24 protein-coding genes are annotated in these 24,463 nt (G+C 69.6%); 11 read left to right on the forward strand and 13 right to left on the reverse strand.

Annotation, left to right across the window (positions count from 1 at the left end; all coding sequences use genetic code 11):
* The first annotated feature begins 283 nt into the window (after positions 1-283).
* Positions 284-1,384, forward strand: a complete 1,101-nt coding sequence (locus ACWD6P_RS03305; protein ID WP_451442292.1) for a metallophosphoesterase — start codon at positions 284-286, stop codon at positions 1,382-1,384.
* A gap of 225 nt (positions 1,385-1,609) precedes the next feature.
* The gene (locus ACWD6P_RS03310; RefSeq protein WP_451442293.1) at positions 1,610-2,500 is read left to right on the forward strand and encodes a hypothetical protein; all 891 of its coding nucleotides are present in this window, start codon (positions 1,610-1,612) and stop codon (positions 2,498-2,500) included.
* Positions 2,501-2,539: 39 nt separating this feature from the next.
* Here ACWD6P_RS03310 and ACWD6P_RS03315 read toward each other — a convergent pair whose 3' ends face one another.
* Positions 2,540-3,646 (reverse strand): hypothetical protein, encoded by a 1,107-nt coding sequence (locus ACWD6P_RS03315; protein ID WP_451442294.1) that lies wholly within the window; start codon positions 3,644-3,646, stop codon positions 2,540-2,542.
* A gap of 126 nt (positions 3,647-3,772) precedes the next feature.
* A complete protein-coding gene (gene thiC / locus ACWD6P_RS03320) occupies positions 3,773-5,551 on the reverse strand; it encodes a phosphomethylpyrimidine synthase ThiC (RefSeq protein ID WP_451442295.1) in 1,779 nt (592 codons plus the stop codon).
* Positions 5,552-5,748: 197 nt separating this feature from the next.
* Here thiC and ACWD6P_RS03325 point away from each other — a divergent pair, with 197 nt between their 5' ends.
* Positions 5,749-7,185 carry a YibE/F family protein gene (locus ACWD6P_RS03325; RefSeq protein WP_451442296.1) on the forward strand — a complete coding sequence of 479 codons (1,437 nt, stop codon included), beginning with the start codon at positions 5,749-5,751 and terminating at the stop codon, positions 7,183-7,185.
* Positions 7,186-7,327: 142 nt separating this feature from the next.
* Here the strand turns inward: ACWD6P_RS03325 and ACWD6P_RS03330 are convergent, their stop codons facing one another.
* The 4 genes from ACWD6P_RS03330 to ACWD6P_RS03345 all read right to left on the reverse strand — a co-directional run bounded on the left by ACWD6P_RS03330 (position 7,328) and on the right by ACWD6P_RS03345 (position 10,374).
* The gene (locus tag ACWD6P_RS03330) at positions 7,328-7,750 is read right to left on the reverse strand and encodes an SsgA family sporulation/cell division regulator (protein ID WP_451442297.1); all 423 of its coding nucleotides are present in this window, start codon (positions 7,748-7,750) and stop codon (positions 7,328-7,330) included.
* Between the two features lie 104 nt (positions 7,751-7,854).
* Entirely contained in the window at positions 7,855-8,625 is a 771-nt protein-coding gene (locus ACWD6P_RS03335) for an IclR family transcriptional regulator (RefSeq protein WP_451442426.1), read from the reverse strand.
* A 965-nt stretch (positions 8,626-9,590) separates the two neighbouring features.
* The gene (locus ACWD6P_RS03340) at positions 9,591-9,815 is read right to left on the reverse strand and encodes a DUF5326 family protein (RefSeq protein ID WP_451442298.1); all 225 of its coding nucleotides are present in this window, start codon (positions 9,813-9,815) and stop codon (positions 9,591-9,593) included.
* 241 nt (positions 9,816-10,056) lie between these two features.
* Positions 10,057-10,374 (reverse strand): cupin domain-containing protein, encoded by a 318-nt coding sequence (locus tag ACWD6P_RS03345; RefSeq protein WP_451442299.1) that lies wholly within the window; start codon positions 10,372-10,374, stop codon positions 10,057-10,059.
* Between the two features lie 48 nt (positions 10,375-10,422).
* Here ACWD6P_RS03345 and ACWD6P_RS03350 point away from each other — a divergent pair, with 48 nt between their 5' ends.
* The 5 genes from ACWD6P_RS03350 (at position 10,423) to ACWD6P_RS03370 (ending at position 14,178) form a co-directional block, all read left to right on the forward strand.
* Positions 10,423-10,800 carry a phage holin family protein gene (locus ACWD6P_RS03350; protein ID WP_451442300.1) on the forward strand — a complete coding sequence of 126 codons (378 nt, stop codon included), beginning with the start codon at positions 10,423-10,425 and terminating at the stop codon, positions 10,798-10,800.
* A 3-nt stretch (positions 10,801-10,803) separates the two neighbouring features.
* Positions 10,804-11,400, forward strand: a complete 597-nt coding sequence (locus tag ACWD6P_RS03355) for a low molecular weight protein-tyrosine-phosphatase (protein ID WP_451442301.1) — start codon at positions 10,804-10,806, stop codon at positions 11,398-11,400.
* A complete protein-coding gene (locus ACWD6P_RS03360; RefSeq protein WP_451442302.1) occupies positions 11,397-12,524 on the forward strand; it encodes a cystathionine gamma-lyase in 1,128 nt (375 codons plus the stop codon). The genes ACWD6P_RS03355 and ACWD6P_RS03360 overlap by 4 nt, the downstream gene beginning before the upstream one ends.
* A gap of 229 nt (positions 12,525-12,753) precedes the next feature.
* Positions 12,754-13,650 carry a LysR family transcriptional regulator gene (locus ACWD6P_RS03365; RefSeq protein ID WP_451442303.1) on the forward strand — a complete coding sequence of 299 codons (897 nt, stop codon included), beginning with the start codon at positions 12,754-12,756 and terminating at the stop codon, positions 13,648-13,650.
* A gap of 48 nt (positions 13,651-13,698) precedes the next feature.
* On the forward strand, positions 13,699-14,178 hold the full coding sequence (locus tag ACWD6P_RS03370) for an NUDIX domain-containing protein (protein ID WP_451442304.1): 480 nt from the start codon (positions 13,699-13,701) through the stop codon (positions 14,176-14,178).
* A gap of 29 nt (positions 14,179-14,207) precedes the next feature.
* Here the strand turns inward: ACWD6P_RS03370 and ACWD6P_RS03375 are convergent, their stop codons facing one another.
* The 3 genes from ACWD6P_RS03375 to ACWD6P_RS03385 all read right to left on the reverse strand — a co-directional run bounded on the left by ACWD6P_RS03375 (position 14,208) and on the right by ACWD6P_RS03385 (position 18,071).
* The gene (locus ACWD6P_RS03375; protein WP_451442305.1) at positions 14,208-15,050 is read right to left on the reverse strand and encodes a pyridoxamine 5'-phosphate oxidase family protein; all 843 of its coding nucleotides are present in this window, start codon (positions 15,048-15,050) and stop codon (positions 14,208-14,210) included.
* A 49-nt stretch (positions 15,051-15,099) separates the two neighbouring features.
* Positions 15,100-16,986 carry a globin domain-containing protein gene (locus tag ACWD6P_RS03380; RefSeq protein ID WP_451442306.1) on the reverse strand — a complete coding sequence of 629 codons (1,887 nt, stop codon included), beginning with the start codon at positions 16,984-16,986 and terminating at the stop codon, positions 15,100-15,102.
* A gap of 449 nt (positions 16,987-17,435) precedes the next feature.
* The gene (locus tag ACWD6P_RS03385; RefSeq protein WP_451442307.1) at positions 17,436-18,071 is read right to left on the reverse strand and encodes an HAD family hydrolase; all 636 of its coding nucleotides are present in this window, start codon (positions 18,069-18,071) and stop codon (positions 17,436-17,438) included.
* Between the two features lie 155 nt (positions 18,072-18,226).
* Between ACWD6P_RS03385 and ACWD6P_RS03390 the strand changes: the two genes are divergently transcribed.
* A complete protein-coding gene (locus ACWD6P_RS03390) occupies positions 18,227-18,787 on the forward strand; it encodes a DUF2269 domain-containing protein (protein ID WP_451442427.1) in 561 nt (186 codons plus the stop codon).
* A gap of 38 nt (positions 18,788-18,825) precedes the next feature.
* Here the strand turns inward: ACWD6P_RS03390 and ACWD6P_RS03395 are convergent, their stop codons facing one another.
* Positions 18,826-19,284, reverse strand: a complete 459-nt coding sequence (locus ACWD6P_RS03395) for a GlcG/HbpS family heme-binding protein (RefSeq protein ID WP_451442308.1) — start codon at positions 19,282-19,284, stop codon at positions 18,826-18,828.
* 119 nt (positions 19,285-19,403) lie between these two features.
* Positions 19,404-20,624: an MFS transporter gene (locus ACWD6P_RS03400; RefSeq protein WP_451442309.1), complete on the reverse strand. Its 1,221-nt coding sequence runs from the start codon at positions 20,622-20,624 to the stop codon at positions 19,404-19,406.
* A 131-nt stretch (positions 20,625-20,755) separates the two neighbouring features.
* On the opposite strand from ACWD6P_RS03400, the gene ACWD6P_RS03405 reads away from it, so the two are divergent.
* Positions 20,756-21,289 carry a MarR family winged helix-turn-helix transcriptional regulator gene (locus ACWD6P_RS03405; protein WP_451442310.1) on the forward strand — a complete coding sequence of 178 codons (534 nt, stop codon included), beginning with the start codon at positions 20,756-20,758 and terminating at the stop codon, positions 21,287-21,289.
* A gap of 99 nt (positions 21,290-21,388) precedes the next feature.
* Positions 21,389-21,841: an N-acetyltransferase family protein gene (locus ACWD6P_RS03410; protein WP_451442311.1), complete on the forward strand. Its 453-nt coding sequence runs from the start codon at positions 21,389-21,391 to the stop codon at positions 21,839-21,841.
* Positions 21,842-21,914: 73 nt separating this feature from the next.
* Here ACWD6P_RS03410 and ACWD6P_RS03415 read toward each other — a convergent pair whose 3' ends face one another.
* Both ACWD6P_RS03415 and ACWD6P_RS03420 read right to left on the reverse strand, forming a co-directional pair.
* On the reverse strand, positions 21,915-22,673 hold the full coding sequence (locus ACWD6P_RS03415) for a TetR/AcrR family transcriptional regulator (RefSeq protein ID WP_451442312.1): 759 nt from the start codon (positions 22,671-22,673) through the stop codon (positions 21,915-21,917).
* Positions 22,674-23,257: 584 nt separating this feature from the next.
* A complete protein-coding gene (locus tag ACWD6P_RS03420; protein ID WP_451442313.1) occupies positions 23,258-24,403 on the reverse strand; it encodes a pyridoxal-phosphate-dependent aminotransferase family protein in 1,146 nt (381 codons plus the stop codon).
* Positions 24,404-24,463 lie beyond the last annotated feature (60 nt).

Here is a 24,463-nt window from a genome sequence, read left to right on the forward strand (position 1 = left end):
GGGGAAAAGGTGAGAGCTCGGGGAAGGGCGTTCCGGCCGATGCCGGGCGCCGTTACCGGCCAGGAAAAAACAGGGCGATCCCGGGAGAAATCAGCCGTGAACGCCGGGCTTCGTCGGATTGACCACCCCCGGGTGCGTCACAACCCGCGATCGGCATTCCTATGATGGGCGCACGACACCGCGGACCGCCGTCGACCAGGCAAAGGTCCGAGAGGTGCACGGCGGCGCAACGGTGGAGGGGTCGATGACTCAGGGGGCCAGTCAGGGACCCATGGTGTGGACCATGGCGGCACAGACTCCGGAGTCCGCTCCGTTGCCCGGAATGCCCTCCGGCGTGCCCGGATCACCCGTCCCTCCGGCCGGTCCGCCGCTCCGTCTGCCCGCCGGCCCGCCGACCGCACCTCCCGTGGTGCCGCCCGCCGCGCGGCCCGTCGAGCTGCCCGAGGAGTACACCCCGACGGCGCGCGATCTCCCGGTCATCACCCCGGGACGCACCGACACCCTCATCGACCGACCGGCCGTCGTCCCGGTGCCCGAAACGGCCGATGACGCCGACGCGCCCGAGGGCATGGGACCGCTGTACGTCGTCGGCGACGTACACGGCTACTACGACGAGCTGCGCGAGGCACTGGCCGCCGAGGGCCTGATCGACGCCGACGGAAACTGGGCGGCCGGCAACGCCCGGCTCTGGTTCCTCGGCGACTTCACCGACCGCGGCCCGGACGGCATCGGCGTGATCGACCTGGTCATGCAGCTCTCCGCACAGGCCGCGGCGGCCGGCGGCTACTGCAAGGCCCTGATGGGCAACCACGAACTGCTGCTGCTGGGCGCCAAGCGGTTCGGCGACACCCCCGTCCAGTCGGGTGCCGGCACGGCCTCCTTCCAGGCGGCCTGGCTCCTGAACGGCGGTCAGAAGACCGATATGGACCGGCTGCAGGACCACCACCTCCAGTGGATGGCCCGGCTGGACGCCGTGATGGAGGAGGACGGGCATCTGCTCGTGCACTCCGACACCACCGCCTACCTCGAGTACGGCGACTCCATCGAGGCCGTCAACGACACCGTCCACGACGTGCTCACCCGCAGCGACGCCGGCGAAGTCTGGGACCTGTTCCGCAAGTTCACCAAGCGCTTCGCCTTCCGCGACGAATCCGGCTCACAGGCCGTACGCGAGCTCCTGAACGCCTACGGCGGCGCTCGCGTCGTGCACGGCCACAGCCCGATCCCGTATCTGCTGGGCGAGGTCGGCACGGAGGACGGCGAGGGTGACGGCATCGCCGTCGACGGTCCGCACGTCTACGCCGACGGTCTGGCCATCGCCATGGACGGCGGCATCACAATGGCCGGAAAGCTGCTGGTCGTTCAACTCCCGCTGACTGGCTGAGGGTTCCGGGGGCAGGGGTACGTCGGGCCGGCCGCTGGTCGACCGGGGCGGAACCGGGGGGACGGGACGGGCGGAATCCGGTCGTTGCATTACTCAAATTCCGCAAACTCTCTGTCACCCCATGCCGGAGTCGCTCTACCATCGGTCTATCCGTAGCAGGCTCTCCTCCGTTTCCGCCCACTGCCCGGCCAACGCCGGCCGTACGGCCCTACGGAGCATCGGGGGATGCACATGAACAGCGCTCCGCACCTGCTGAACGAGGATCGCGCGGAATTCGCGCGGATCCTTGATGAGGCGCTGCGTACCGCCGATTACCGCCCGGACGACCCCACCGCCGCCGCGGGAAAGCACCTCAACGCCGAGCAGTTGCGCACGATGGCGCTCAGCGCGACCACTGCCATCGCCGCCTGCGCCACGGCCGAATACCAACGCTATGTGCAGCTCCGTGCCGAGTTGCGGGCGCCGGCGCCCGCGTCAGCCGGCGCCGGGGCGAGCGGTGCGGAGCCGGCCGAGGCAGCCGACGGGGGACTTGGACTGGCCACCGCCACGGCCATGGGCGAGGCCGAATCCACCGGTGCCGGGCTGGCCGCGATGATCACCGTTCTCGCCCCGGTGCTCGCGGGCATCGCCGCGGTCCTCTTCCTCCTCATCGGCTATGTCCTGCGCACCATCAGCCCCGACCGGTCGCTGGCGCAGCCGTTGATCAGCGTCGGCTGGATCTTCGCGGTGCTGACCGCCGCCGGCGCCGTCGTCGCGATGTGCGGTCTGCTCATCACGGCGCTGCGCAACGGCTCGTCCGCCCGGTCCACCAGAGCCGACGAACTGCGCGAGGCGCTGGAGAACGCCCACGAGGCCTGGCGGCGCGCTCTCCTGGAGCGCGGTCTGCTGCCGTTTCTCCGCGAGGCGCTGGCCGACCCGGCGGCCACACCGGACGACGACCCCGTCCGCTACGTCCCGCGCCGCACGACGGCCCCCGAGAGCCGCATCCCCACGCTCGGCTACACCCGCCCCGAATTCACCAGCCCCGACATCGGCTCCTCGGGATCCCGCCCGCGCTACTCCAGCCCGGACTTCACCAGCCCGGATTACGGCGGGCCGGACCACGCACCGGACTGAGGCGGCGTCCGGTGGCAGGCCCGTACGGAGCTGCCGCCGCTACAGGCGCCGAACGGCCTGTGCCTCCGCCCTCTCGACCGCGGTACGGCCGTGGACGTGGACGAGTGCGAGGTGGAACAGCGCCGGGGCCAGTGGGGCCCACCGATGGATGCGGTCCGTACGCAGGAGATAGCGGGCCACCTCCCCGGCGCGGAAGGGCACAAAGTCGGTCGTCTGGTGTTCCCACCTGTCGGCGACGCCCCTGCTCATGCGTGCCTGGAGGCCGTCGCGGGTCAGGTCCGTCAGCCTCGCGTAGAAGTGCGCGCTCCAGTGGCGCCGCTCCACATCGAGCGCGAAGGCCAGCAGGGTGAGCTGGTACTCATGCTGTTCGAGCGACAGCTCTTCGCGCATACCGCGCCGGGCCACCGCGTACAGGTCCGGCGCGTTCCGTCCGGACGAGTCGATGTTCCGGGACAGGCCCTCGTTCACGGAGGAGTTCCACACGCCCGGTGCCATCCGTACACGCTCTCCGCGCTGGCTGACGACGAGCATGTCGTCGGCGGTGACCACGGCGATGTTGACGGCGAAGCTGCACTGCAGGAAGGCCGGGGCGGACAACGGACGGTCCGGGTCGAGGTAGCGGGAGCGCGGGGTGGCACCGCTGGGCAGGCGCCGGTCGAGTTGCTGGGCGGCGAGAAAGGTGTAGTAGTCCGTCGGCCGCAGCCGCAGGTGGACTTCGGGCCGTTCGTCGAGCGCGGTGCGGGAGACGTCGAACGACTCGACGGCGTACCGCAGGCCGTTCCACACCGGCGTCTGGCCCTCCACCTGGAGCTGAGCGCTCTCTTCCGCGATCTCCTCCCGCCAGTCGGCCATCTCCGAGGGCAGGGCTATCTCGTCGTCCAGCACCTGGATGTGGATCGCCTCGGGAGCGATCGCCGACTCGCCGTCGCCTTCCACGATCAGGGCAGAGGTGTGCAGCGGTCCCAGGGAGAAGGTCGTCCAGGCCCTGGCGGTCTCCTCGTCACGCCTTTGCAGGTTGCGCACCGCGAGGGCCGAACGCTTACGGATCTTGAACCAGGCGTCCTGCAGCGGCTGTTGGAACAGCGTGGCCAACACCATGCCGATGACCGCGCCGACCACTCCATTGGCAACATCGATTCCGCCCATGCCCGGAGACTAGACAGAAACGATCAAGGAACGGGTCCGCTTACCCGTTCCGTTACCTCCGCTCGCGCCCGGGAAGGCCCCCGCCGTGGGCAGGGGCCTCGATCCGGGCCGGTCGGAGCGCGATACCTAGTCCGCGATCGGCAGATAGACGCGGTTGCCCGCCGCGGCGAACTCCTTCGACTTCTCGGCCATACCGGCCTCGGGGTCGATGGACAGATCGCCGCCGTGCTCCCGGCGGATGTCCTGGCTGATCTTCATCGAGCAGAACTTCGGGCCGCACATCGAGCAGAAGTGGGCCGTCTTCGCCGGCTCGGCGGGCAGCGTCTCGTCGTGGAAGGCGCGTGCCGTGTCCGGGTCGAGGGCCAGGTTGAACTGGTCCTCCCAGCGGAACTCGAAGCGTGCGTCGGAGAGCGCGTCATCCCATTCCTGGGCGCCCGGGTGGCCCTTGGCCAGATCTGCCGCATGAGCCGCGATCTTGTACGTGATGACGCCGGTCTTGACGTCGTCGCGGTCGGGCAGGCCCAGGTGCTCCTTGGGCGTGACGTAGCAGAGCATCGCGGTGCCCCACCAGGCGATCATCGCCGCGCCGATACCGGAGGTGATGTGGTCGTAGGCGGGCGCGATGTCGGTGGTCAGCGGGCCGAGCGTGTAGAACGGGGCCTCTTCGCAGATCTCCTGCTGGAGGTCGATGTTCTCCTTGATCTTGTGCATCGGGACATGGCCCGGGCCCTCGATCATGGTCTGAACGCCATGCCGCTTGGCGATGGTGTTCAGCTCACCGAGCGTCTTCAGCTCCGCGAACTGGGCCTCGTCGTTGGCATCCGCGATGGAGCCGGGGCGCAGGCCGTCACCGAGCGAGTAGGTGACGTCGTACGAGGCGAGGATCTCGCAGAGCTCCTCGAAGTGGGTGTAGAGGAACGACTCCTTGTGGTGCGCCAGGCACCAGGCCGCCATGATCGAGCCGCCGCGGGAGACGATGCCGGTCTTCCGGCGGGCCGTGAGCGGGACATACCGGAGCAGCACACCGGCGTGCACCGTCATGTAGTCCACGCCCTGCTCGGCCTGCTCGATGACGGTGTCCTTGTAGATCTCCCAGGTCAGCTCCTCGGCCTTGCCGTCGACCTTCTCCAGAGCCTGGTAGAGGGGGACGGTGCCGATCGGGACGGGGGAGTTGCGCAGCACCCACTCGCGGGTGGTGTGGATGTTGCGTCCGGTGGACAGATCCATGACCGTGTCGGCTCCCCAGCGGGTCGCCCAGGTCATCTTCTCCACCTCCTCCTCGATGGAGGAAGTGACTGCCGAATTGCCGATGTTGGCGTTCACCTTCACCAGGAAGTTCTTGCCGATGATCATCGGCTCGATCTCCGGGTGGTTGACGTTGGACGGGAGTACGGCACGGCCGGCCGCGATCTCGTCGCGGACGAACTCGGGCGTGACGTTCTCGCGGAGGGCGACGTACTCCATCTCCGCGGTGATCTCGCCGCGCCGGGCGTAGGCGAGCTGGGTGACCGCGGCGCCGTTGCGGCCGCGGCGGGGCTGGCGCGGGCGGCCGGGGAAGACCGCGTCCAGGTTCTTGAGGCCACCGCGCGGCGAGGTGTGCTTGAGGCCGTCGTCCTCCGGCCGCATGGGGCGGCCCGCGTACTCCTCGGTGTCGCCGCGGGCGATGATCCAGTTCTCCCGCAGCGGCGCGAGGCCACGACGGACATCGGTTTCGATATTGGGGTCGGTGTACGGCCCTGACGTGTCGTAGAGCGTCACGTGCTTGCCGTTGGTGAGGTGCACCCTCCGGACCGGGACCTGGAGGTCCGGACGTGATCCGGAGACATAGCCCTTGTGCCAGCCGATCTGCGGCTCACCGCCGGCACCGTTTTCGTTTTCGGGCGTGCGTGCATCCTGCAGAGTCATGAGACCCAACTCCCTACGCCGGCATTACCCGGTAACAGGTTCGGCGGTCGACGCAGCGGCTTCCGTCCGCCGACGTTTCACGTGAAACGTCGCTGGGACGAAGGTCAGCGCCCTCTCAGCCCGGTGCTCCGAGCTCCCGCGATTGCAAAGGTGGCACCACGGTAGCGGCCGATGCGGCGGAGTGAACAGGGGGCCCCATGAGTTCTTGCAATGATCTGGGGGTGAGCCCTCATGAGTCCCACCACCACTCCGGCGCGCACTCACACGGGCATGGCCATGGCCCTGCGGCGCCTGTCTCCCGGCATCTGCGCAAGGTCATCGCGGCGGTGCTGATCCCGTTCGCCGCCGCGGTGGCAGTCGGCCTGGTCGTGCTCTGGCCTGGCGGCGCGCCATCCCACAAGCCGTCCGGCGTCGGCTTCGACCAGCCCACAGAGCGGGCCAGAGTGATCAAAGTGGTGGAGGTGAACTGTGCGGATGTCCATGCCGAACAGCCACCTCAGACACCATCGCCGACGGGCCAGCCACCGACCGGGGGAGCGGCCGAGGGCAAGTCCTGCCAGCAGGCGACCATCAAGGTCACCACGGGGGAGAACGCCGGGCGCACCTTCCAGACGGTGGTGACACCGGACGCCCTGCGGCATTACACGACCGGGCAGGACGTGGTGGTGTCGTACTCCCCCAAGGCACCGAAGGATCTGCAGTACTCGGTCAGCGATGTCGACCGCAGCGTTCCGATGTGGGTGCTGGCCGGGATCTTCGCCTTCGCCGTCGTGATCGTGGGCCGGCTGCGCGGCGTACTCGCGCTGGTCGCACTGGCCGCCAGCTTCGTCGTCCTGACGCTGTTCATCCTCCCGGCGATCCTGCAGGGCTCCAATCCACTGGTGGTGGCCGTGGTCGGGGGCTCCGCGATCATGCTGATCGCCCTCTATCTGTGCCATGGGCTGACGGCCCGTACCTCCGTGGCCGTGCTGGGCACCCTCGCCTCATTGCTGCTGATCGCGCTGCTCGGCTCGGTCTTCATCGGGTGGGCACTGCTGACGGGCAATACGGACGACACGACCGGATTGGTGCATGGGCTCTATCCGAACATCGAGATCCGCGGTCTGCTGCTGGCGGGGATCATCATCGGGTCGCTGGGTGTGCTCGACGATGTGACGGTGACGCAGACCGCAGCGGTGTGGGAGCTGAAGGAGGCGGACCCGACGGCGGGCTGGCGCAAGCTCTATGGCTCGGCGATGCGGATCGGACGCGATCACATCGCATCCGTCGTCAACACCCTCGTCCTGGCTTACGCGGGCGCCGCACTGCCGTTGCTTTTGCTGTTCTCGATTGCACAGAGCAGCGTCGGTACGGTCGCCACGAGCGAGGTGGTGGCGGAGGAGATCGTCCGCACGCTGGTCGGCAGCATCGGCCTGGTGGCCTCGGTCCCGCTGACGACACTGCTGGCGGCGCTCGTCGTCTCGGCGGACCGCAAGGACCATGGCGCGCAGACGGCAGCGGGGGCGGCGGCCCTGAGGGGAGGAGCGGGGGCCGGTACGGGCTCCGCAGCAGGCGGTGCCGACGATGCGCCCACGGGCCGTACGGGCGGCCGTACGGGACGGCGCGGAGGGCGCGGCAGGCGACGCAAGCCGTAGCCGCGGTGGCGAGGGACACGGAAGGTCAAGACGACAGGCGGGCACGGAGGTCTCTCGCAGGCCCAAGAGGGCACAAAGGCAAGGGAACTGACCGCCGTGCCCGTTATGGCGCGCCGATAGGAACGGTGCGTTCGGGGACGGATCAGCCGGCGGGCGCCTCGGTGAGGATCCGGTCCAGCACGGCCTCCAAGGTGTCGCAGACCTCTTCCTTGCCGAGCGGCACGAGCCGGTCCGTACGGTCCAGGAAGGCGACCAGTGGTGCGGCGCTCACCCGGAACAGCGCACGCTCGGCGCCTACTTGGAGGCTGATGAAGACATCGCTGAGGTGCTCGGGGGAGGCCGGTTCGATCCGCACATCGCCCTCACCGGATGGCCGGCTCAGCCCGTCCAGCAGCAGCTCCCGCCCGAAGGCCCAGGTCACGGGCGCATCGCCGGGCAGATCGAAGGTGAGGCGAACGGCGTACGGATCGGCGCTGTCGAAGTCCAGCGCCACCGGGATCCGGAACGCGAGCTCCTCCGAGACGACGAAGCTCATGATCACTTCTGCCTGAACTGTGTCGGTCATCAACCACTGCCCCGCACTTGATCGGAGATGGCCGGGAAACATCCCCCGTAGCCCTATTGCCGCCATCGTCTGCCAGGCGCAAGCAGATCACAAGGAGTGAGTTTTCAGATACTGATAGAGAAGGCGAGTGTCGTTAGTGTCGCCTCCGCCATTTTTCGTAGTCGATCCGTAACGGACTGCAATCGGTGCAGTTCGTTGGCGGGAAGTGACACCGCTAGCGTCGCCGCGGCCGCTCCCACCTGAATGGGGATGGCCGAACACACCGTGCCGATGGCATATTCCTGACGCTCGTAGGCGGCGTGACCGCGACGCACCGTATCCAAACGCCGCAGCAAATCGTCCTCAGATCGCAGGGAAAAGGGCGTTATCGACTGCACGGGATAGCGCGACAGATGCTCCTTCCTCGATGCCTCGTCAAGCTGCGCGAGCAGACACTGCCCGATCGCATGAGCGTGGGCGGTGGTACGAAAATCAACCCATTCCTCCACCGGCGGCCGCTCCGGATCGTCGGTGACCGCCACCACCTCCACCTCACCCTCCCGGTAGACGGCGAAGTAGACGGCGGCGCCCAGCTCCCGGCCCGCCACCGCCAGGGCCTCGGAGATCTGGACCCGCTGCCGGCGCCTGGCTCCGACCCGGCCGATGGCCTCCGCCGCCTCGCCGAAGACGAAGACGCCGTTCTCGCGCCGCAGATAGCCCTCGTGCGTCAGGGTCCGCAACAGGTGATAGGTCGTCGGCAGCGGCAGCCCGGTCTCTCTCGCGAGTTGTTTGGCCGGCGCTCCGTCTGCGTGCGCACCCACCGCCTCCAGCAGCCGGAGCGCCCGCTGCACCGACCCGATAAGGGTGGGGTGTGAGGTGGATTCGCCGTTCACCATTGCCAACGCCAACCCCCAGATCCGCTCGCGGTGGGGCACGGGGGCCCCGGTCGCGGGACCCGCTCCCCCGACCGCGCGCGTCTCCCCAACCCCCGCGATGACGCCGGCCCGACCTCGGCTCACTCGGTATTTTCCGGAACGCCACCATCCGGAAGACGCCTGCGGTCCGCACTCTAGCCCCGCCCCTCAGACCGGTTGGCCGAAAGCCGGGGGAGTTGACCCACCTGGCCCACGAGTTGGCGTGAGTGTGCGAGCTCCGACCGACATCGGACGCGCGCGGACCGACATCGGACGGGGCCGGCCCCGGACGGGTGTGGCCCGGTCTCGGAGGGGTGGGGTCCGGCCTCGGAGGGGTGGGGTCCGGCCTCGGACGGGTGGGGTCCGGCCTCGGACGGGTGGGGCTCAGCCCCGGATGGGTGGGGCTCAGCCCTGGACGCGTGTGGCCAGCCCCGGACGCGTGTGGCCCAGCCCCGGATGGGTGGGGCTCAGCCTGGGACGGAGTGGGGACGGGGCGAGGCTGTCGTCGGACGTAGTCGGGTGCGGTCGAGCGGTCGTCGGGCGTGGTCGCCCCCGCCGCAGAATGCGGTCGAGGCCACCATCGGACGTGGTCGCCCGCGGCCGGGTGCGGTTCGGCCGCAGTGTGGGACGCGGTCGGGGCCGAGCTTGTCCGCGGTTACCCGCCGCTGAAGGCGGCCGGGGCCACCGTCGCGAGGTTGGGCCTCTAGCCCGCCGCCGCGATGAGTTGGACGGCGGGCGTCGAGCAGCAGGCCGGTAGCGGCGAATTCAGTACGGGTGGTGTCGATACAGCCCGGCTCGTACGGACGGGGCCGTATGGCTGGGCTCCGTACGGACGGGGCCGTATGGCCGGGCTCCGTACGGACTGGTCGGTGTAGCCGGGCCCGGTACGGACGGCTCGGTACGGACGGGTGCCCGGACGCAGCCGTCCGGGCGGGGGCGGTGCCGGCTTACCAGTCGCTCTTCGACGAGGACGACGACGAGCCGGTGAACTTGCGGACGAGGTAGACGACTCCGGCGATGAGGGCCGCCGCGATGAGGAGCTTGAACAGCACGTTGATCAGGAAGCCGAGCGCCGAGGCGAGCAGTCCCCCGAAGACCACGAGCAGAACGACGGGCACCACGACCCAGGTGACCCACCACGGAAGCCCTGCGAATATCCCCTTACCAGCCACTGCTCTGCCCTGCTTTCTCTCTGTCGCGTGTCTGTCGCGCTGTCCGTACCGGAATCTGTACCGCGCTATCTGTCGCTGCACTGTCTGTGCGCCGAGAGCACCGTTCGCGCGCCGGGCCGCTTGCCCGGCCGCCTCCGGTTCTCCCCTCACCAACGATGCTAGGGCGCGGAACACGGCTGCGGGGGCCTCGCAGCCCCGGTCCTCCCCTGACTCATCCCCTACGGGTCCCGGACACCGACCCTTAGCCCTCAGGAGGAGAGAAGACCACCATCACCCTGAGGTCCTCGCTGATGTGATGGAACTTGTGCGGTACCCCGGCAGGCACATAGACCACGCTGCCGCGCGCGACCATCTCCGTCTCCGCCCCGACGGTGATCGCCCCCCGGCCGCTGACGACGAAATACACCTCGTCCTGGGCGTGTGGCTGCTGCGGATCGATGCTGCCGGCGTCCAGCGCATACAGCCCCACCGACATGTTGCGTTCCCTGATGAACTGCAGATAGGCGCCGTCGTTGGCGGCCCGCTCCGCTTCCAGTTCATCCAGTCTGAAGGCCTTCATGCCGTTCGCACCCCTCGATGATTCACACTCGTCTGCGACGATCTCACCATGAAGCATTTTCTGGTCAAGACGATCGCCAACGCCGCGGCGCTTGCCGTGGCCATCTGGCTGCTCAAGGACATCACGCTGACCGGCGAGAACACCGGGCGCCAGGTTCTGACGCTGGTCCTCGTCGCGCTGATCTTCGGGTCGGTCAACTTCGTCGTCAAGCCCGTGGTGAAGCTGCTGTCCTTCCCTCTGTTCATCCTCACCCTCGGCCTGATCACGCTGGTCGTGAACGCGCTGATGCTGCTGCTGACATCCTGGCTCGCCGGCAAGGTCGACCTCGCCTTCCATGTGAACGGCTTCTGGCCGGCCCTGCTCGGCGGCGTGATCATCTCCATCGTCTCCTGGGCGATGCATGTGGTCCTTCCCGACGAGGACTGACCCTTGACCGCTGTGTTCCGCGTCTGCTTCGTCTGTACCGGCAACATCTGCCGGTCGCCGATGGCGGAGTCCGTCTTCCGCGCCCGCCTCGCGGAGGACGGGCTCGACGGCCTGGTCGAGGTGGACAGCGCCGGCACCGGCGGCTGGCACGAGGGCGACGGAGCCGACCCCCGCACCGTGGCCGTACTGCGCGCCGGCGGCTACCCGTCCGCCCACACCGCCCGGCAGTTCCGCGCCGCCTGGTTCGACCGCCTCGACCTGGTGATCGCGCTCGACTCCGGCCATCTGCACGAACTGCGCCGGCTGGCCGCCGCGCCGCAGGCCGCCGCCAAGGTCCGCCTGCTGCGCTCCTACGCGGCGGACGCGCCGGGTGACCTCGACGTACCCGATCCGTACTACGGCGGTTTCGCGGACTTCGAGGAGTGCCTGGAGATGATCGAGACGGCGAGCGAGGGGCTGCTCGCGGCAGTCCGGACCGAGGTCGCGGCCCGTACCGCGATCACGCCCCGTACAGTCGTCCCGGCCCGCACGTCCGAGCACGACGACGCCCGGCACCCCGCGCGGATCCCGGGCCACACGCAGGGGGAGGAGAGCGCATGACGGCCGACGGCACCCGCGCCGTACGGGCCGGGCTTCCCGATCCGGAGGCCTTCGAGCCGGCCCTCCCCGGCCCGGTTTTCGCGGCCCACTTCCACCTCCCCGGCGATGCCGCCGGTCCGTACACCTACGGCCGGGACGCCAATCCGACGTGGACCCGTCTGGAACAGGCCATCGGCGAGCTCGAATCCCCGGACGTGAGCGCACACACCGTTGCCTTCGCCTCGGGGATGGCGGCGATCACCGCCGTGCTCTTCGCCCAGCTGCGCTCCGGCGACGCGGTGGTCCTGCCCAGCGACGGCTACCAGCTGCTGCCGGCCGTCCGCACCCGGCTGGAGAGCTACGGGATCGAGGTCCGTACGGCTCCGACCGCACACGACGCGCAGCTCGACGTGCTGGACGGCGCCCGGCTGCTGTGGATCGAGACGCCCTCCAACCCCGGGCTCGATGTCTGCGACATCCGGCGGCTGGCCGATGCGGCGCACCGGTGCGGCGCCCTCGTCGCCGTCGACAACACCCTCGCCACCCCCCTCGGCCAGCGCCCGCTGGAGCTCGGGGCGGACTTCTCGGTCGCCAGCGGCACCAAGGCGCTGACCGGCCATGGCGACGTCCTGCTGGGATACGTCACCACCCGCGATGCCGCGCTGGCCGATTCCGTACGACTGTGGCGCAAGACGGTAGGGGCGATCCCCGGCCCCATGGAGAGCTGGCTGGCGCATCGCTCGCTCGCCACGCTCGCGCTCCGCGTCCGTCAGCAGTCGGCGGGTGCGCTGGCGCTTGCCACGGCGCTCGCCGACCGCCCCGAGATCACCGGTCTGCGCCACCCCGGACTGCCGTCCGACCCGTCCCACCAACTCGCCGCCCGCCAGATGCGTCCCGGCCGCTTCGGCTCCGTGGTCTCCTTCGTCCTGCCGGACAAAGCCCATGCCGAGCGGTTTCTGTCCGCGCTGACCTTGGTGGACGATGCGACGAGCTTCGGGGGAGTACGGTCCAGCGCCGAGCGACGGGCCCGCTGGGGCGGGGACGCCGTACCCGAGGGCTTCATTCGCTTCTCGGTCGGCATCGAGGAACCGGAGGACCTGGTCGCGGATGTCATCCGCGCTCTGGACGTGGCCGCAGAGGGCTGAGAACAGAATTGGCCGGCAGGGTATCCCCCCTCGTCACCCTGCCGGCCGCGGCATCTCGTGGACCGAGTCCACGTGTTTCACGTGAAACACGCTGTTTCACGTGAAACGAACCGCTCACACAAGGCTAGTTGACTGAGCGTCAGTGTCCAATCACGCTAGCGACACAGTCCTATCGACAAATTTATAGTTGGCCCGCGACCAGGCTTCCGAGGGACGCAGGAGGTACGCGATGGATCTGGCTCTGCTGCGCACCTTCGTCACGGTGCACCGAGCCGGCTCCTTCACCCGCGCCGCAGCCTTACTCGGCCTCTCCCAGCCCGCGGTGACCAGCCAGATCCGGGCGCTGGAGCGCCAGTTGGGCCGCCCGCTCTTCCTGCGATACGCCCGTGGCGTCACCCCCACCACCATCGGCGACGAGCTCGCTCACAAAGTGGCACCGCACCTGGACGCGCTCACCGAGATCACGGAGGCCGGCCTGGACCGAGACTCCGTCACCCGCACCCTCCATCTCGCCGGCCCCCCGGAGTTCCTCGCCGAACGCGCGCTGCCCGCACTGACCCCGCTCATCGCCCAGGGTCTGTCCATACGCACCGCCTTCGGCGCCACTGACGAACTGCTCACCGGCCTGGCCGCCGGCCACCACGATCTGACCGTCACCACCACCCGGCCGCGCGGTGGACTGCTCACCGCCACTCCGCTGTGCGACGAGGAGCATGTCCTGATCGCCGCACCGCACTGGGCGGCCCAGCTGGGCGGTCCGGCCGTGCTGCAGGCCGGGGGCGTGCGCATGCTGGATCCCGTACCGCTGGTCGAGGTCCATGAGAGCCTGCCGCTGATCGCCCGCTACTGGTCAACGGTCTTCGACGCCAAGCCCGCGGCCTCGGCCGCCGTGATCGCGGCCGACCTGCGGGCGGTGCTGTCGTGCGTCACGGCCGGCGCGGGGCTCGCCGTACTGCCCCGCTACCTGTGTGCCGACGCACTGGGCTGCGGAGAGGTCGTCGCGCTGCTCGACCCGCCGGTGCCCCCGCTGCGCACCTACTTCCTCACCGTACGGACCGGGACGCTCGGCCTGCCGCATATCGCACGGGCGCATGAGTCGCTGCTGCGGTCCGCCGTCGACTGGTGACGAAGGGGCAGGGGTTTCACCAGGCCGTGGTTGCGGCATCTGTCGACTATGACCGTACGGCCTGTCGTCAAACGCACCGCCCGCGCGATTCTGCTCGACGGAGCGGATCTCATTCTGATCAAGCGCACCAAGCCGGGCCGGGCCCCGTACTGGATCACTCCCGGCGGCGGCGTCGAACCCGAGGACGCCACCGTCATCGACGCCCTCCACCGTGAACTCGACGAAGAACTGGGCGCGAAGATCACGGACGTGGTGCCGGTCTTCGTCGACACCGTCGAGCACTTCAGCGACGGCGGGGTGGACGGCGTGAAGGTACAGCACTTCTTTGTGTGCCGGCTCGACTCGATGGACCTCTCGCGCCGCCACGGCCCGGAGGTCGAGGAGCCCTGCGGGGACTACGAGATCGTCCGGGTGCCCTTCACCCGCGTCGGAATCGCCTCCGTCGAGGTCGTTCCGCTGTCGCTGCGGCACTACCTGGACGGCAACATCGAGGGTGTACGGGCGATGCACGCCCCCGATCTGGGCTGAGCCCGGACGGCCGAGCCGCGGCGGCCACGTCAGCCGTCGCGCCGGTCGAACCACCCGCGGAACTCGGGCTCGTCCTCGGCAGGCCGGCGCGGCTGGGCGCGCGCCAGCACCCGCTCGACCCGGTCGAGGAACTCCGCATTGAGCTCCTGCACAAAGTCGTCCGGGCCCGGGACCTGCGGCGCCGCGACCGCGTCCTCGTGCAGCCCGCCCCGCAGGTGCTCGTTCTTGCGCTCCGCGCGCCGGAACGGCGGCCGCTCGCCCGCCTCGGCCGCGGCGCCGAAGAAGTCGCCGCCCTTGCGCTTGAAGTCGTCCGTGCCCCAGGCCCGCGCCCCGCGCTGCTGCGCCGGGACCTTGTGCAGATGCGGAATGTGCTTGGCGCAGTGGATGTACGCCTCCTCGACCTCGACCGTGACCCAGAGCTGGGCGCGCCGGCCGGGGACCGGGTCGACCGGCAGACCGGCGTGGAGCGCCCGCATCTCCTCGTCCATCACGACCCGCGCCCGGCCGTTGACGTGCAGCCCGATGCGGTCACGGGTGAAGTCGAGCATCAGCAGGCCCAGGCGCGGGTTCTCCGAGAGATTGCCGATGGAGGCCATCACGCCGTTGCCGCGGTACTCCGGGTACGCCAGCGTCCGTGCGTCGAGCACCTGGAGGAATCCGGGCGGGCCGGCGCGGAACGTCGCATCGCATTCGCCGTGCCGGTCGGCCGTGGCCAGGAAGAACATCTCCTGCCGAGCCACGAACTCCTGCATGCGGACGTTGAGGTGGTCCAGGACCTGGTCCTGGTAGAAACGGTCGGCGCGCTCGCTCGTACCGAGTCTCTGCTGCACCAAGTGCTCGCCGTCGCTTCCCGGGCGCTCCTGCCACCGCATGCTCTGCCGCTCCCCTGTCGGCCCGTATTCACCCTGTGCTGCCAAGACCTCAATCTCCTGCCGAGACCAGCTCTTCTATGGAGTCGTGCCGTATGCGGTCGGTCGGGATGCCGACCCCCACCAAAGCGTCCACACCGCTGCGGATCAACCCGGGCGGCCCGGAAAGGTAGGCGTCGTACTCCCGGAAGGGTCCGTATTGCCGTACAGCGTCCGGAAGTTGACCGGTTTCGCTGCTGGTCCCGCCGCGGACCGCGGGCCCGGTGGCGACGACCGGGCGGACGGAGAGCCAGGGGTGGGCCTGTTCGAGGTACAGCATGGTGTCGAGGTCGTAGAGGTCGTGGTCGCTGCGGGCGCCGTAGAAGACCTCGACGGGACGCCGGATGCCGCGCTCCGCGACGTCCTCGACCAGGGCCTTGATGGGCGCGATACCGGTGCCGCCGCCGACGCACAGCAGACCGTTGCGGGTGGTGTGGTCGACGGTCATCGAGCCGGCCGGCGCACCGAGCCTGATGACGTCACCGGGGCGGGCGCGGTGGACCATGGCGTTGGAGACCCAGCCTGCCGGGACCGCCTTGACGTGGAAGGAGAGCAGGCCGTCGGAGCGCGGTGCGCAGGCGAAGGAGTAGTGCCGCCAGACCCGCGGCCACCAGGGGGTTTCCACGCTGGTGTACTGCCCGGCGAGGAACGGGTAGGGCTGGTCGGGGCGGACCGTCACCACCGCGATATCGGGCGTCCGCAGCTCGTGCGAGACGACCTCGGCCTGCCACCAGGCGGGCGCCACGGCCTCGTCCTCGGCGGCCGCGTCGATCATGATCTGCGAGATCGCGGTGTACGCACGGACCCATGCGGCCTCGGTCTCCGGATTCCAGCTGGTCGTCGCATAGCGCGCGAGCGACCTGAGCAGGCATTCGCCGACCGCCGGGTAGTGGTCGGGCTGGGTGCCGTACTTGCGGTGCCCGCGGCCGAGATTGGCGAGGTACGCGGTGAGCACCTCGGCGTCGTCGACATGCTTGGCGGCGGTGAGCAGCGCCCTGAACAGCCGGTCGCGCTGGGTGTCCATCGAGGCGGGGAACAGTGCCCGCAGATCGGGGTGCTGGACGAAGAGCAGTGCGTAGAAGTACGAGGTGACCTTGTCCGCCACGGGGTCGATCTCGGCCATGGTGCGACGGATGAGGATCGCGTCGGGAGAGGCGGGTGTTGCGGAGGAGGCCGAGGCTTCCAGAGCGTCGAGGGTGGGCTCCGGGGCGGGGGCGGCGGGACGCTGCTTGGGGGTGAAGACGGAGGGGGCGGGTGCCTCGTTCTGCGCGGCCGGCTCCGTGGCGGGTACGGCACTGGCGGGGGCTCCCGTGGGGCGGGCCGACTCATGGACGGGCTCAGGCTCACGGCCCCGGACGGGCTCACGCTCCCAGACGGGCTGACGGATCGGCTCGCGCTCCTGGAGCGGCTGGCGCACCTGCTCGCGCTCCTGAACGGGCTGGCGGACCGGCTCGCGCTCCTGGACCGGCTCGGGCGTATGGCGCGGCGGGACGAACGGAGAGAAGGGGTCGGCGTACGCGGGGGCCGGGGCGGCCTGTTCGGTGTAGGCGGACGCGGCCGGCTGCCGGTCCGGCTCGTGGCGCGGCCGGGGTGCCTGTGACGGTTCCGCTTCCCGCTCACGCGCGGCTGCGGTGCCTACCGGCCGGATCGGATTGACCGGCCGGCTGGGTATCTGTTCCCGTTCATCCCGTTCACTGGGGTCGTTCCGCTTACCGAAGTCTCTGTGTTCACCACGGCCATTGCGTTCACCGCGGTCATTCGGTTCGGTCCGGCCGTCCTGCTCCTGCCGCTCCTGCTGTTCTTCGGAGGACTTCTTCGCCGGTGGCGTAAACCAACCCCAATCGCCACTGCTGCCGCCAGAAGAGCCGTTATCGGCCGACGTGGTGGTCGGAGCGTCCATGGTCTGCCTCGCCTCGAACGTCTTTCGGTTGTCTTCGCACTTCCGTGGATCGGAACTGCCCGGAATTCCCCCGCCCTGTCCCGGAATTCTTAATCGACTCAAGCGATTCCGGCAAGACCCTCCAAAGCGGACAGACCCTACTCCCCTGCCTCAATGTGGAGCAGATGCCGTGTCAGCAGCATGTCAGCCCTGCCCATCACAACGGACAAACAGTCGGAAGTCCGGGTGTCACGGGCCGCTTCGCCGCTAAGCTGACGAGCTTTGCCCGCCTTCGCGCCCCGCGGAAGCCCTTACCCGCGCCAAGCCGGACTCGACCATACCGGCAGTAGTTGAAACCACAAGCCCTGATCTTGGAGCACTCCGCGCGGCCTCTCCGATATCAGTGATCCTCCCCACAGACTGGATTTTCAGCGCACACAGCGGGCGAATCCCACGCAGAAAGATCGGAATTACCGGCCAGTACGCACCAGTTCGTAAGCCTCGCGCAGATCACGCCCCGCGTATGCATATGAAGCCAGGCCACTGACATGGTGATCGGCATTCACCGCCACAGATCGGGGGACCACCGCGAACAGTTCGGTATCCGACTGCGAGTCGCCGTACGCCACGCAGTCGGCCCGGGTCAACCCGTACTGCACACAGAGTTCATCCGCGATACGCACCTTCGCCGCCGACGAGAGGATGCCGGCCGGGTCCACCGACTGCCGGATCGGCACGGCGGGCCACCGCGATCCGTGCGCGGTGTCGGCGCCCCAGGACAGCAGCCGTTCGACGAAGAAGTCGGGCGACAGGGAGATCACCGCGCAGCGCTCGCCGCGCGCCCGGATATCCGCCCAGACCTCCTGAATTCCGGCAAGCCAGGGTGCGCTCTCGAAGGCCGCGGCCACCTGAGGTTCGGTCAGCTCGGCGGCCCAGAGGTCGCACGCCCGCTGCGCGTACTGCGGCGGTGTCAGCTCCCCCGCCACGAAGCCGCGCTCCAGCTCGGCGATCTCCCGGTCCAGCCCGAGCTGCCGGGAGATCTCAACGTTGGCCGCGGACCCGTGAAGCAGGGTGCCGTCCATGTCGAACAGATGCAGCTTGCTCATGGGCGGAGCCTAGGGCGTGCGAGGTGGACGGGTCAGGGTGGGACAGGCTCGGGGCGCTCAAGGGGGAGTGGCCGGGAACGTACTCAGGTGCGCGTATGCGCGGATACTCCCGCCGGCAGATGTACGGCGGGGCGCCGGGCGCGACCGTGGACCGTATGCAGCAGCTCAGCCGGCCCGCCCGCCGGGCCCTCCTCGTCCTCCATGTCGCCGTATCCGTCAGCTGGCTCGGGCTCACCCTCGGGCTTCTCACGCTCGGCATCACCGGCTATTCGGCCGGCTCCCCCGATATGGCAGCGGTCGCCTACCGGGCAATGAAGATCTTCGGTGACTGGCTGCTCCTCCCGATCGCCCTCGGGTCGCTGGTCAGCGGGCTGGTGCTGTCGCTGGGCACCCGCTGGGGGCTGGCCAGGCACCGCTGGGTCTTCATCAAGTTCTGGCTGACGGTCGTCACCGTGCTGCTGTCGGTCTTCTCCCTCCGTCCGGGCATCAACCGACTGGCGGCCGAGGCGGCCGCGGGCACTGCCACCCCTGATATCAACCTCGTCGTCGCACCGTCGGTCGCCACGGCCACCTACCTCTTCATCACCGCGATCTCCGTCCTCAAGCCCTGGGGGCTGACCCGACACGGCCGCCGACTGCGCGCGGCGTCGCAGTCGGCCGGGCCCCGCACCCGCCAGGCGCGAGAAAGCGGCAAGGCGGGTGCGGGCGTCCGCTGAGGGGCGGCGGTGGCGGGGCCTGGTGGCGGTCCTGCGCGTCAGACGAGGTCGGCCCCGGCTATGGCCGTGGTGGCGATCTGGTGGTCCTGCTCGGGGGAGCCGCCGCCGACGCCGAGCGCGCCGATCAGCCGGCCGTCCCGGTGGAACGGCACACCGCCCGCGATGAAGAGCAGCGGCCGGTCCAGTGCCGTGGGCAGCGTGTGGAAGGGGCCGTCAGGCCGTACGAGGTCGACGAGCTCGGCGGTCGGCGCGTCCAACTGCAGTGCGGTGTATGCCTTGCGGGTGCTGGTCTCCCCGGAGATCAGCACGGCCGCATCGTCCCGCCGGAAGCCGAGCAGATGGCCGCCCGCATCCAGAACGGTGACGCTGCCTCGCACTCCGAGGCCATCGGCGGCCCGTACGGCGGCCTCGATGAGGCCATCGGCATCGCGGGTCGTCAGGGGGCGGACGGTGGGGGTGGCATCGGTGGTGGCGGGGTCGGGGGCGGTGGTGCTCATGAGGGGGTCCTTGGGGGTGTCGTGGTGCTGTCAGCGCTCGTGGCGCTGCTGGTGCTGGTGCTGGTGCTGGTGATGCGGAGGGTGCGGAGTTGCGGCTGCCGGATCGGGGACCGGAACCGTCAGCTCTGCGTCGCCGGTACGGGCTCCGTGGCGGCCGCGCCGGGGACACCGGTGGCCACCACGTGGCCACGGCGCGTCTGACGCCGCTCCAGGGCGGAGGCGAATATCGCCACCCCGAGCGCCGCGACGGTCATCAGCGCACCGACCCAGTTGGGTGCGGTGTAGCCGAGGCCGGCCGAGATGACGATCCCGCCCAGCCAGGCGGCCAGCGCATTGCCGAAGTTGAAGGCCGCGATGTTGCCGGCCGAGGCGAGGGTGGGCGCCGAGGACGCCTGGTCCATCACCCGCTTCTGCAGCGGCGGCACGGTCGCGAAGCCGAAGATGCCGATCAGCGCGATGGTGATGGTTGCGGCGATCTTGCTGTGCGCGGTGAAGGTGAATGCGGCCAGCGAGAGCGCCAGACCGGTCAGCGACACGTAGAGCATCGGCATCATGGCGCGGTCGGTGAACCGGCCGGAGACGAGGTTTCCGGCGAGCATGCCGAGGCCGAAGACGGCCGTCAGCCAGATGACGGAGGACGGCGCGAAGCCGGTGACCTCGGTCATCATCGAGGCGAGGTAGGTGACGGCCGCGAAGACACCGCCGAAGCCGAGGATCGTCATCAGCATCGCGAGGCCGACCTGCGGGTTGCGGAAGACGGCCAGTTCGCTGCCTATGGGGGAGGCCGCCCTCGTCCGCTGTGCCGGAACCAGCTTGATGACGCCCAGCAGGCCGATCACGCCGAGCGCGGTGATGGCGTAGAAGGTGGTGCGCCAGCCGGACTGCTGGCCGAGCATCGTGCCAGCCGGGACACCCACGACGGTGGCGATGGTCAGACCGCTGAACATCAACGAGATGGCGGTGGCGCGCTTCTGGGGCGCGACGAGGTCGGCGGCCACCAGCGCGCCGATGCCGAAGAACGCGCCGTGCGTGAACGCGGAGACGATCCGGCCCGCGAGCATCATCCAGAAGCTGGGCGCGGTGGCCGTGAGCAGGTTGCCCACGATGAACAGGCCCATCAGCAGCATCAGCATCTGCTTGCGCGTGAAGCGCGTGCCGAGAGCGGTCATCAGCGGGGCGCCGACGACGACGCCGAGGGCGTAGACAGTGGTCGCGTATCCGGCGAGCGGGATGGAGACACCGAAGCCGGCCGCCATGTCGGGCAGCAGGCCCATGACCGCGAACTCGGTCGTTCCGATCCCAAAGGCACCTATGGCGAGAGCCAGGAGTGCGAGAGGCATGACGGATCCCTTCAGATGATTGCGTCCGACCCTTACGAGCGTTCACAATAATTGCAGACGCGGGTTAATGCAAGCGCTGGATATTTCGATGGTGCTCTATCCTGGTCGTGCACCCCTTGAGGAGGTCATCGATGACGCAGCAGACGCGGGAGAAGCAGGAAGCGCGGCAGGCGGCGACCCAGCAGCCCGCAGCGGCCGAGCCCGGTTGCCAGTCGGCGGCCGCTCCTGGACTCGCACAGGGCTGGTGCGCACTCTCGGCCCTGCACGGCCGCATCGAGTCCCACATCGAGCGCGCGCTGCAGGCCCAGCACGACCTCAGCGTCCGCGAGTTCTCGGTCCTCACCGTGCTCAGCGAGCAGCACGACGGACCGGGCGGCCATCTGCGGATGCACCAGGTGGCGGACTCCGTCGTGCTCAGCCAGAGCGCCACCACCCGCCTGGTCACCCGGCTCGAGGAGCGAGGACTGCTCTCGCGCTACCTGTGCCCCGACGACCGGCGCGGCATCTACACCAATGTCACGCCCGACGGCCTCGCGCTCCTGGTGGAGGCCCGGCCCACGCACGACGGCGCACTGCGCGAAGCCCTCCAGGACGCCGCGCAGCGTCCCGAGCTGGCGCCGCTGGTCAATGCCGTCGAGACGCTCGCACCGTCGACGGAGCACTGACGCGCGGGGGAGGACAGGCCGGTGGCGGGATGCCTGGACCGGCGACCCGGCTCACCACCGGCCTGCCACCCCGTGAGCGCACGGCATAGGGTCGCGCGCATGAGCGACATCGAGATACGCCGCGCGACCGAAGCCGACCTGCCCGCCATCGTTGCGATGCTCGCCGACGATCCCCTGGGCGCCGCCCGCGAGTCGCCGGACGACCTGGCTCCGTATCGCGCCGCATACGAGGCGCTGGCCGCGGACCCGCAGCAGCACCTGGTCGTCGCGGTACGCGAGGGCCGGACGATCGGAACCCTCCAGCTCACGATCATTCCCGGGTTGTCCCGGCGCGGCGCCACCCGCTCGATCATCGAGGGCGTACGGATCCACCGCGACGAGCGCGGTAGCGGGTTGGGCGGCCAGCTGATCGAGTGGGCGGTGGCGGAGTCCCGCACGCTGGGCTGCCAGATGGTGCAGCTCACCTCCGACGCGACCCGGATCGATGCGCACCGCTTCTATGAGCGTCTCGGTTTCGAGGCCTCCCACCTGGGCTTCAAGCTCACGCTCTGAGACGAGCGACCGACCGGGGAACGGCTCCTCTGAGGTCCCCTGGGGTCCCCCTGAGGTCCCCTGAGAGAGACGGTCAGGCTCGCCGCGTACGCTCCCGCGCGCGGTGGGCCCTCTGCCGGCAGGCTCCGCCGCAGTAGCGCGCCGGTCGGCCCGTGCGGGCCACGCCGATCACCGCGCCGCACACCTCACACCGAGATTCGTTACGTTTCTCGACCTCGGGAGGAAGTTTCGTTACGGCGGGGCCCGCCCGCAACGCCTCGCACATCAGCGCCGTCATCCGCCCCGGCGCCTCGACCTCCGGCCCCGCCGCCGACCTCGCCTGCTCCATGGAGAGACAGCCCACCAGCATGGCTCTGAGGTCCGTTATCCCGACGTCCGGCCTTACCGCTCCTGCCTGTTGAGCCCTGATGAGCAGGGCTTCCAGCGCCGCGTCGAAGTCCCTTCCCACGCCCGGCGACGGCTCGAAGCGCCCCGCGCCGGCCTCCTTCAGCGCGTCGCACAGCGCCTTGTTGCGTGATGCGAGCCGCACCACCGACGACAGAAAGCGAAAGAAGACTCCACCGGGGTCCTCGACATCGATCAAGTCCCGTGCGGTGTCGGTGAAGAGCTCGATCCGGTCCACGATGGTCGCCCTGAACAGGGCTTCCTTGGACGGGAAATGGCGGTAGACGGTGCCCGCCCCAACCCCCGCACGACGTGCGATCTCGCCGAGCGGAACTCCCAACCCCTGTTCCTCGAAGGCGTATCGGGCCGCCTGCAGCACCAGCGCCCTATTGCGTCGCGCATCCGCACGCGACGGCGGGACACGACGTGTCGCACCACCGTCCGCCATCGCCGAGCCTCCTGAGGAACATCGACCGGGTCGTAAAAATCCATGATTTCAAACGGGTCGGACATTCCGATTCTAGAGGAGAGTTAGAACATGATCGTCAAAGACAGGCACGGACGTGCGAGTCATCGGCAGGAGACGCACGAGTCGTCGACAGACGGGTGAGTAGGTGACGTGACGGCCACGGAGGTCGGAAGCCTGCGGTGAACTGTGCGTGCAGCGTGTTCAGCACCAGCCAGCCGCCGCCTCGACGCGCCACTGGGCTACTCCTGGAAGGCCGGGCAGGGCGAGATCGCCGCGGGGTGCGATGACACGGATGCGCAGCTGACCGGAGCGGCTCGCCGCGCTCCCCGCACCTAGCGCACAGGCCGCGCTCCCCCTCGGCGACCTGGAATGCTTTCGCCGGAAATGCCCCTGGGCTGACGACGATGCGCCCGCTCCCCCGCAGATCGCCGGGGCCATTGGCCGCGCCCCAGGACATACCCCCTCCCCACGGGAGCCTGAGGCCCGTTTCACGTGAAACGAAGCCGCTTCACGCATACGTCTGGGGTCGTGTTTCACGTGAAACACGACCCCAGACGGCGTCTTCAGCTGCCGGTCACCCCGGCCCAGGCCTCCCGCGCAGCCACGGCCGCGCCCTCGGCGTCCACGGACACTCCCAGCGCCCGCAGTCCGCCCGCCAGAGCCACCAGCGAAGCTGTGACCACTGCGCGATCGGCCGCGCGGCCATAGTGGTTCACCCGGATCATCTCCTTGGCCAGCGTGCCGGCCGCAGCCTGTACCGGTACCGCTGCGTCCACCGCGAGCGCGGCGGTCACGATCTCCCGGGCGTCCAGGCCTTCGGGGGCGCGGAGTGTCGTCGCTGCCGGCGCCGCGTCCTCATCGCGCACGACGTACGGAGCGAGCCCGCCCAGCGCCCGTACACCGGCCCGGGTCGCCGCGGCCGCCGCCCGGTGCCGGGTGATCACCGCATCCAGCCCCTCGGCTTCGATGCGGTCGGCCGCCTGCTCCAGGGCGAGCATCTCCAACTGCGCCGGAGCGTGCGGCAGAGCGGTGCGGCCGCCGTCGATCCAGCGCTCCTTCCAGTCCAGCAGCGAGAGATAGGAGCGGCGCGGAGCCTGCTCGTGAGCGGCGATCCGCTCCCACGCACGGGCGCTGACCGACACCACGGACACACCGGCAGGACCGGCCATCGCCTTCTGCCCGCCGATCACGCACAGATCCACGCCCCACTCGTCGGTCAGCAGGGGCTCGGCGCCTACGGAAGCGACCGCATCCAGCATGAACAGCGCGCCGTGCTCCCGCACCACCGCACCGATCTCCCCGACGGGGTTGGTGTTGCCGGTCGCGGCCTCGGCGTGCACCAGGCTCACAAAGTCGATCTCCGGGTGCTCCCGCAGGGCGTCCGCCACCTGCTGCGGGTCGACCGCACCGGTGAACGGGGCGCTGATGGTGACCACCTTGGCGCCGCAGGACCGCAGCCACCCGCCGAAGGTCTCGCCGTACGGACCGGTGATGACGTTGAGCGCGGTGCTGCCGGGCCGTACGGCCGAGCGGATGGCGGCTTCCAGGGGCAGCAGCGCTTCTCCCTGCATCGCCACGACATCGCAGCGGGTGCGCATCAGCGCGGCGACCTTGTCCTCGATCCGCGCGAAGCGGGATGCGGTGAGCGGCGGCAGGTCGAGCAGGTCCGGGGCGGCGGAGTTCGCGGTCGGGTCAGACACAGCAGTCACAGGGCCTTCCAGCGGTAGCGAGCCGCCGGGACGCGGCTCCTGACGTCTCGCTCGACTGTA

This window comes from Streptomyces sp. NPDC002446, assembly GCF_053595675.1.

Coding starts and splice junctions, on each gene's coding strand:
- ACWD6P_RS03305 (WP_451442292.1), top strand. CDS start 284: ATGGCGGCACAGACTCCGGAGTCCGCTCCGTTGCCCGGAATGCCCTCC.
- ACWD6P_RS03310 (WP_451442293.1), top strand. CDS start 1,610: ATGCACATGAACAGCGCTCCGCACCTGCTGAACGAGGATCGCGCGGAA.
- ACWD6P_RS03315 (WP_451442294.1), bottom strand. CDS start 3,646: ATGGGCGGAATCGATGTTGCCAATGGAGTGGTCGGCGCGGTCATCGGC.
- thiC (WP_451442295.1), bottom strand. CDS start 5,551: ATGACTCTGCAGGATGCACGCACGCCCGAAAACGAAAACGGTGCCGGC.
- ACWD6P_RS03325 (WP_451442296.1), top strand. CDS start 5,749: ATGAGTTCTTGCAATGATCTGGGGGTGAGCCCTCATGAGTCCCACCAC.
- ACWD6P_RS03330 (WP_451442297.1), bottom strand. CDS start 7,750: ATGACCGACACAGTTCAGGCAGAAGTGATCATGAGCTTCGTCGTCTCG.
- ACWD6P_RS03335 (WP_451442426.1), bottom strand. CDS start 8,625: ATGGTGAACGGCGAATCCACCTCACACCCCACCCTTATCGGGTCGGTG.
- ACWD6P_RS03345 (WP_451442299.1), bottom strand. CDS start 10,374: ATGAAGGCCTTCAGACTGGATGAACTGGAAGCGGAGCGGGCCGCCAAC.
- ACWD6P_RS03350 (WP_451442300.1), top strand. CDS start 10,423: ATGAAGCATTTTCTGGTCAAGACGATCGCCAACGCCGCGGCGCTTGCC.
- ACWD6P_RS03360 (WP_451442302.1), top strand. CDS start 11,397: ATGACGGCCGACGGCACCCGCGCCGTACGGGCCGGGCTTCCCGATCCG.
- ACWD6P_RS03365 (WP_451442303.1), top strand. CDS start 12,754: ATGGATCTGGCTCTGCTGCGCACCTTCGTCACGGTGCACCGAGCCGGC.
- ACWD6P_RS03370 (WP_451442304.1), top strand. CDS start 13,699: ATGACCGTACGGCCTGTCGTCAAACGCACCGCCCGCGCGATTCTGCTC.
- ACWD6P_RS03375 (WP_451442305.1), bottom strand. CDS start 15,050: ATGCGGTGGCAGGAGCGCCCGGGAAGCGACGGCGAGCACTTGGTGCAG.
- ACWD6P_RS03380 (WP_451442306.1), bottom strand. CDS start 16,986: ATGGACGCTCCGACCACCACGTCGGCCGATAACGGCTCTTCTGGCGGC.
- ACWD6P_RS03385 (WP_451442307.1), bottom strand. CDS start 18,071: ATGAGCAAGCTGCATCTGTTCGACATGGACGGCACCCTGCTTCACGGG.
- ACWD6P_RS03390 (WP_451442427.1), top strand. CDS start 18,227: ATGCAGCAGCTCAGCCGGCCCGCCCGCCGGGCCCTCCTCGTCCTCCAT.
- ACWD6P_RS03395 (WP_451442308.1), bottom strand. CDS start 19,284: ATGAGCACCACCGCCCCCGACCCCGCCACCACCGATGCCACCCCCACC.
- ACWD6P_RS03400 (WP_451442309.1), bottom strand. CDS start 20,624: ATGCCTCTCGCACTCCTGGCTCTCGCCATAGGTGCCTTTGGGATCGGA.
- ACWD6P_RS03405 (WP_451442310.1), top strand. CDS start 20,756: ATGACGCAGCAGACGCGGGAGAAGCAGGAAGCGCGGCAGGCGGCGACC.
- ACWD6P_RS03410 (WP_451442311.1), top strand. CDS start 21,389: ATGAGCGACATCGAGATACGCCGCGCGACCGAAGCCGACCTGCCCGCC.
- ACWD6P_RS03415 (WP_451442312.1), bottom strand. CDS start 22,673: ATGGCGGACGGTGGTGCGACACGTCGTGTCCCGCCGTCGCGTGCGGAT.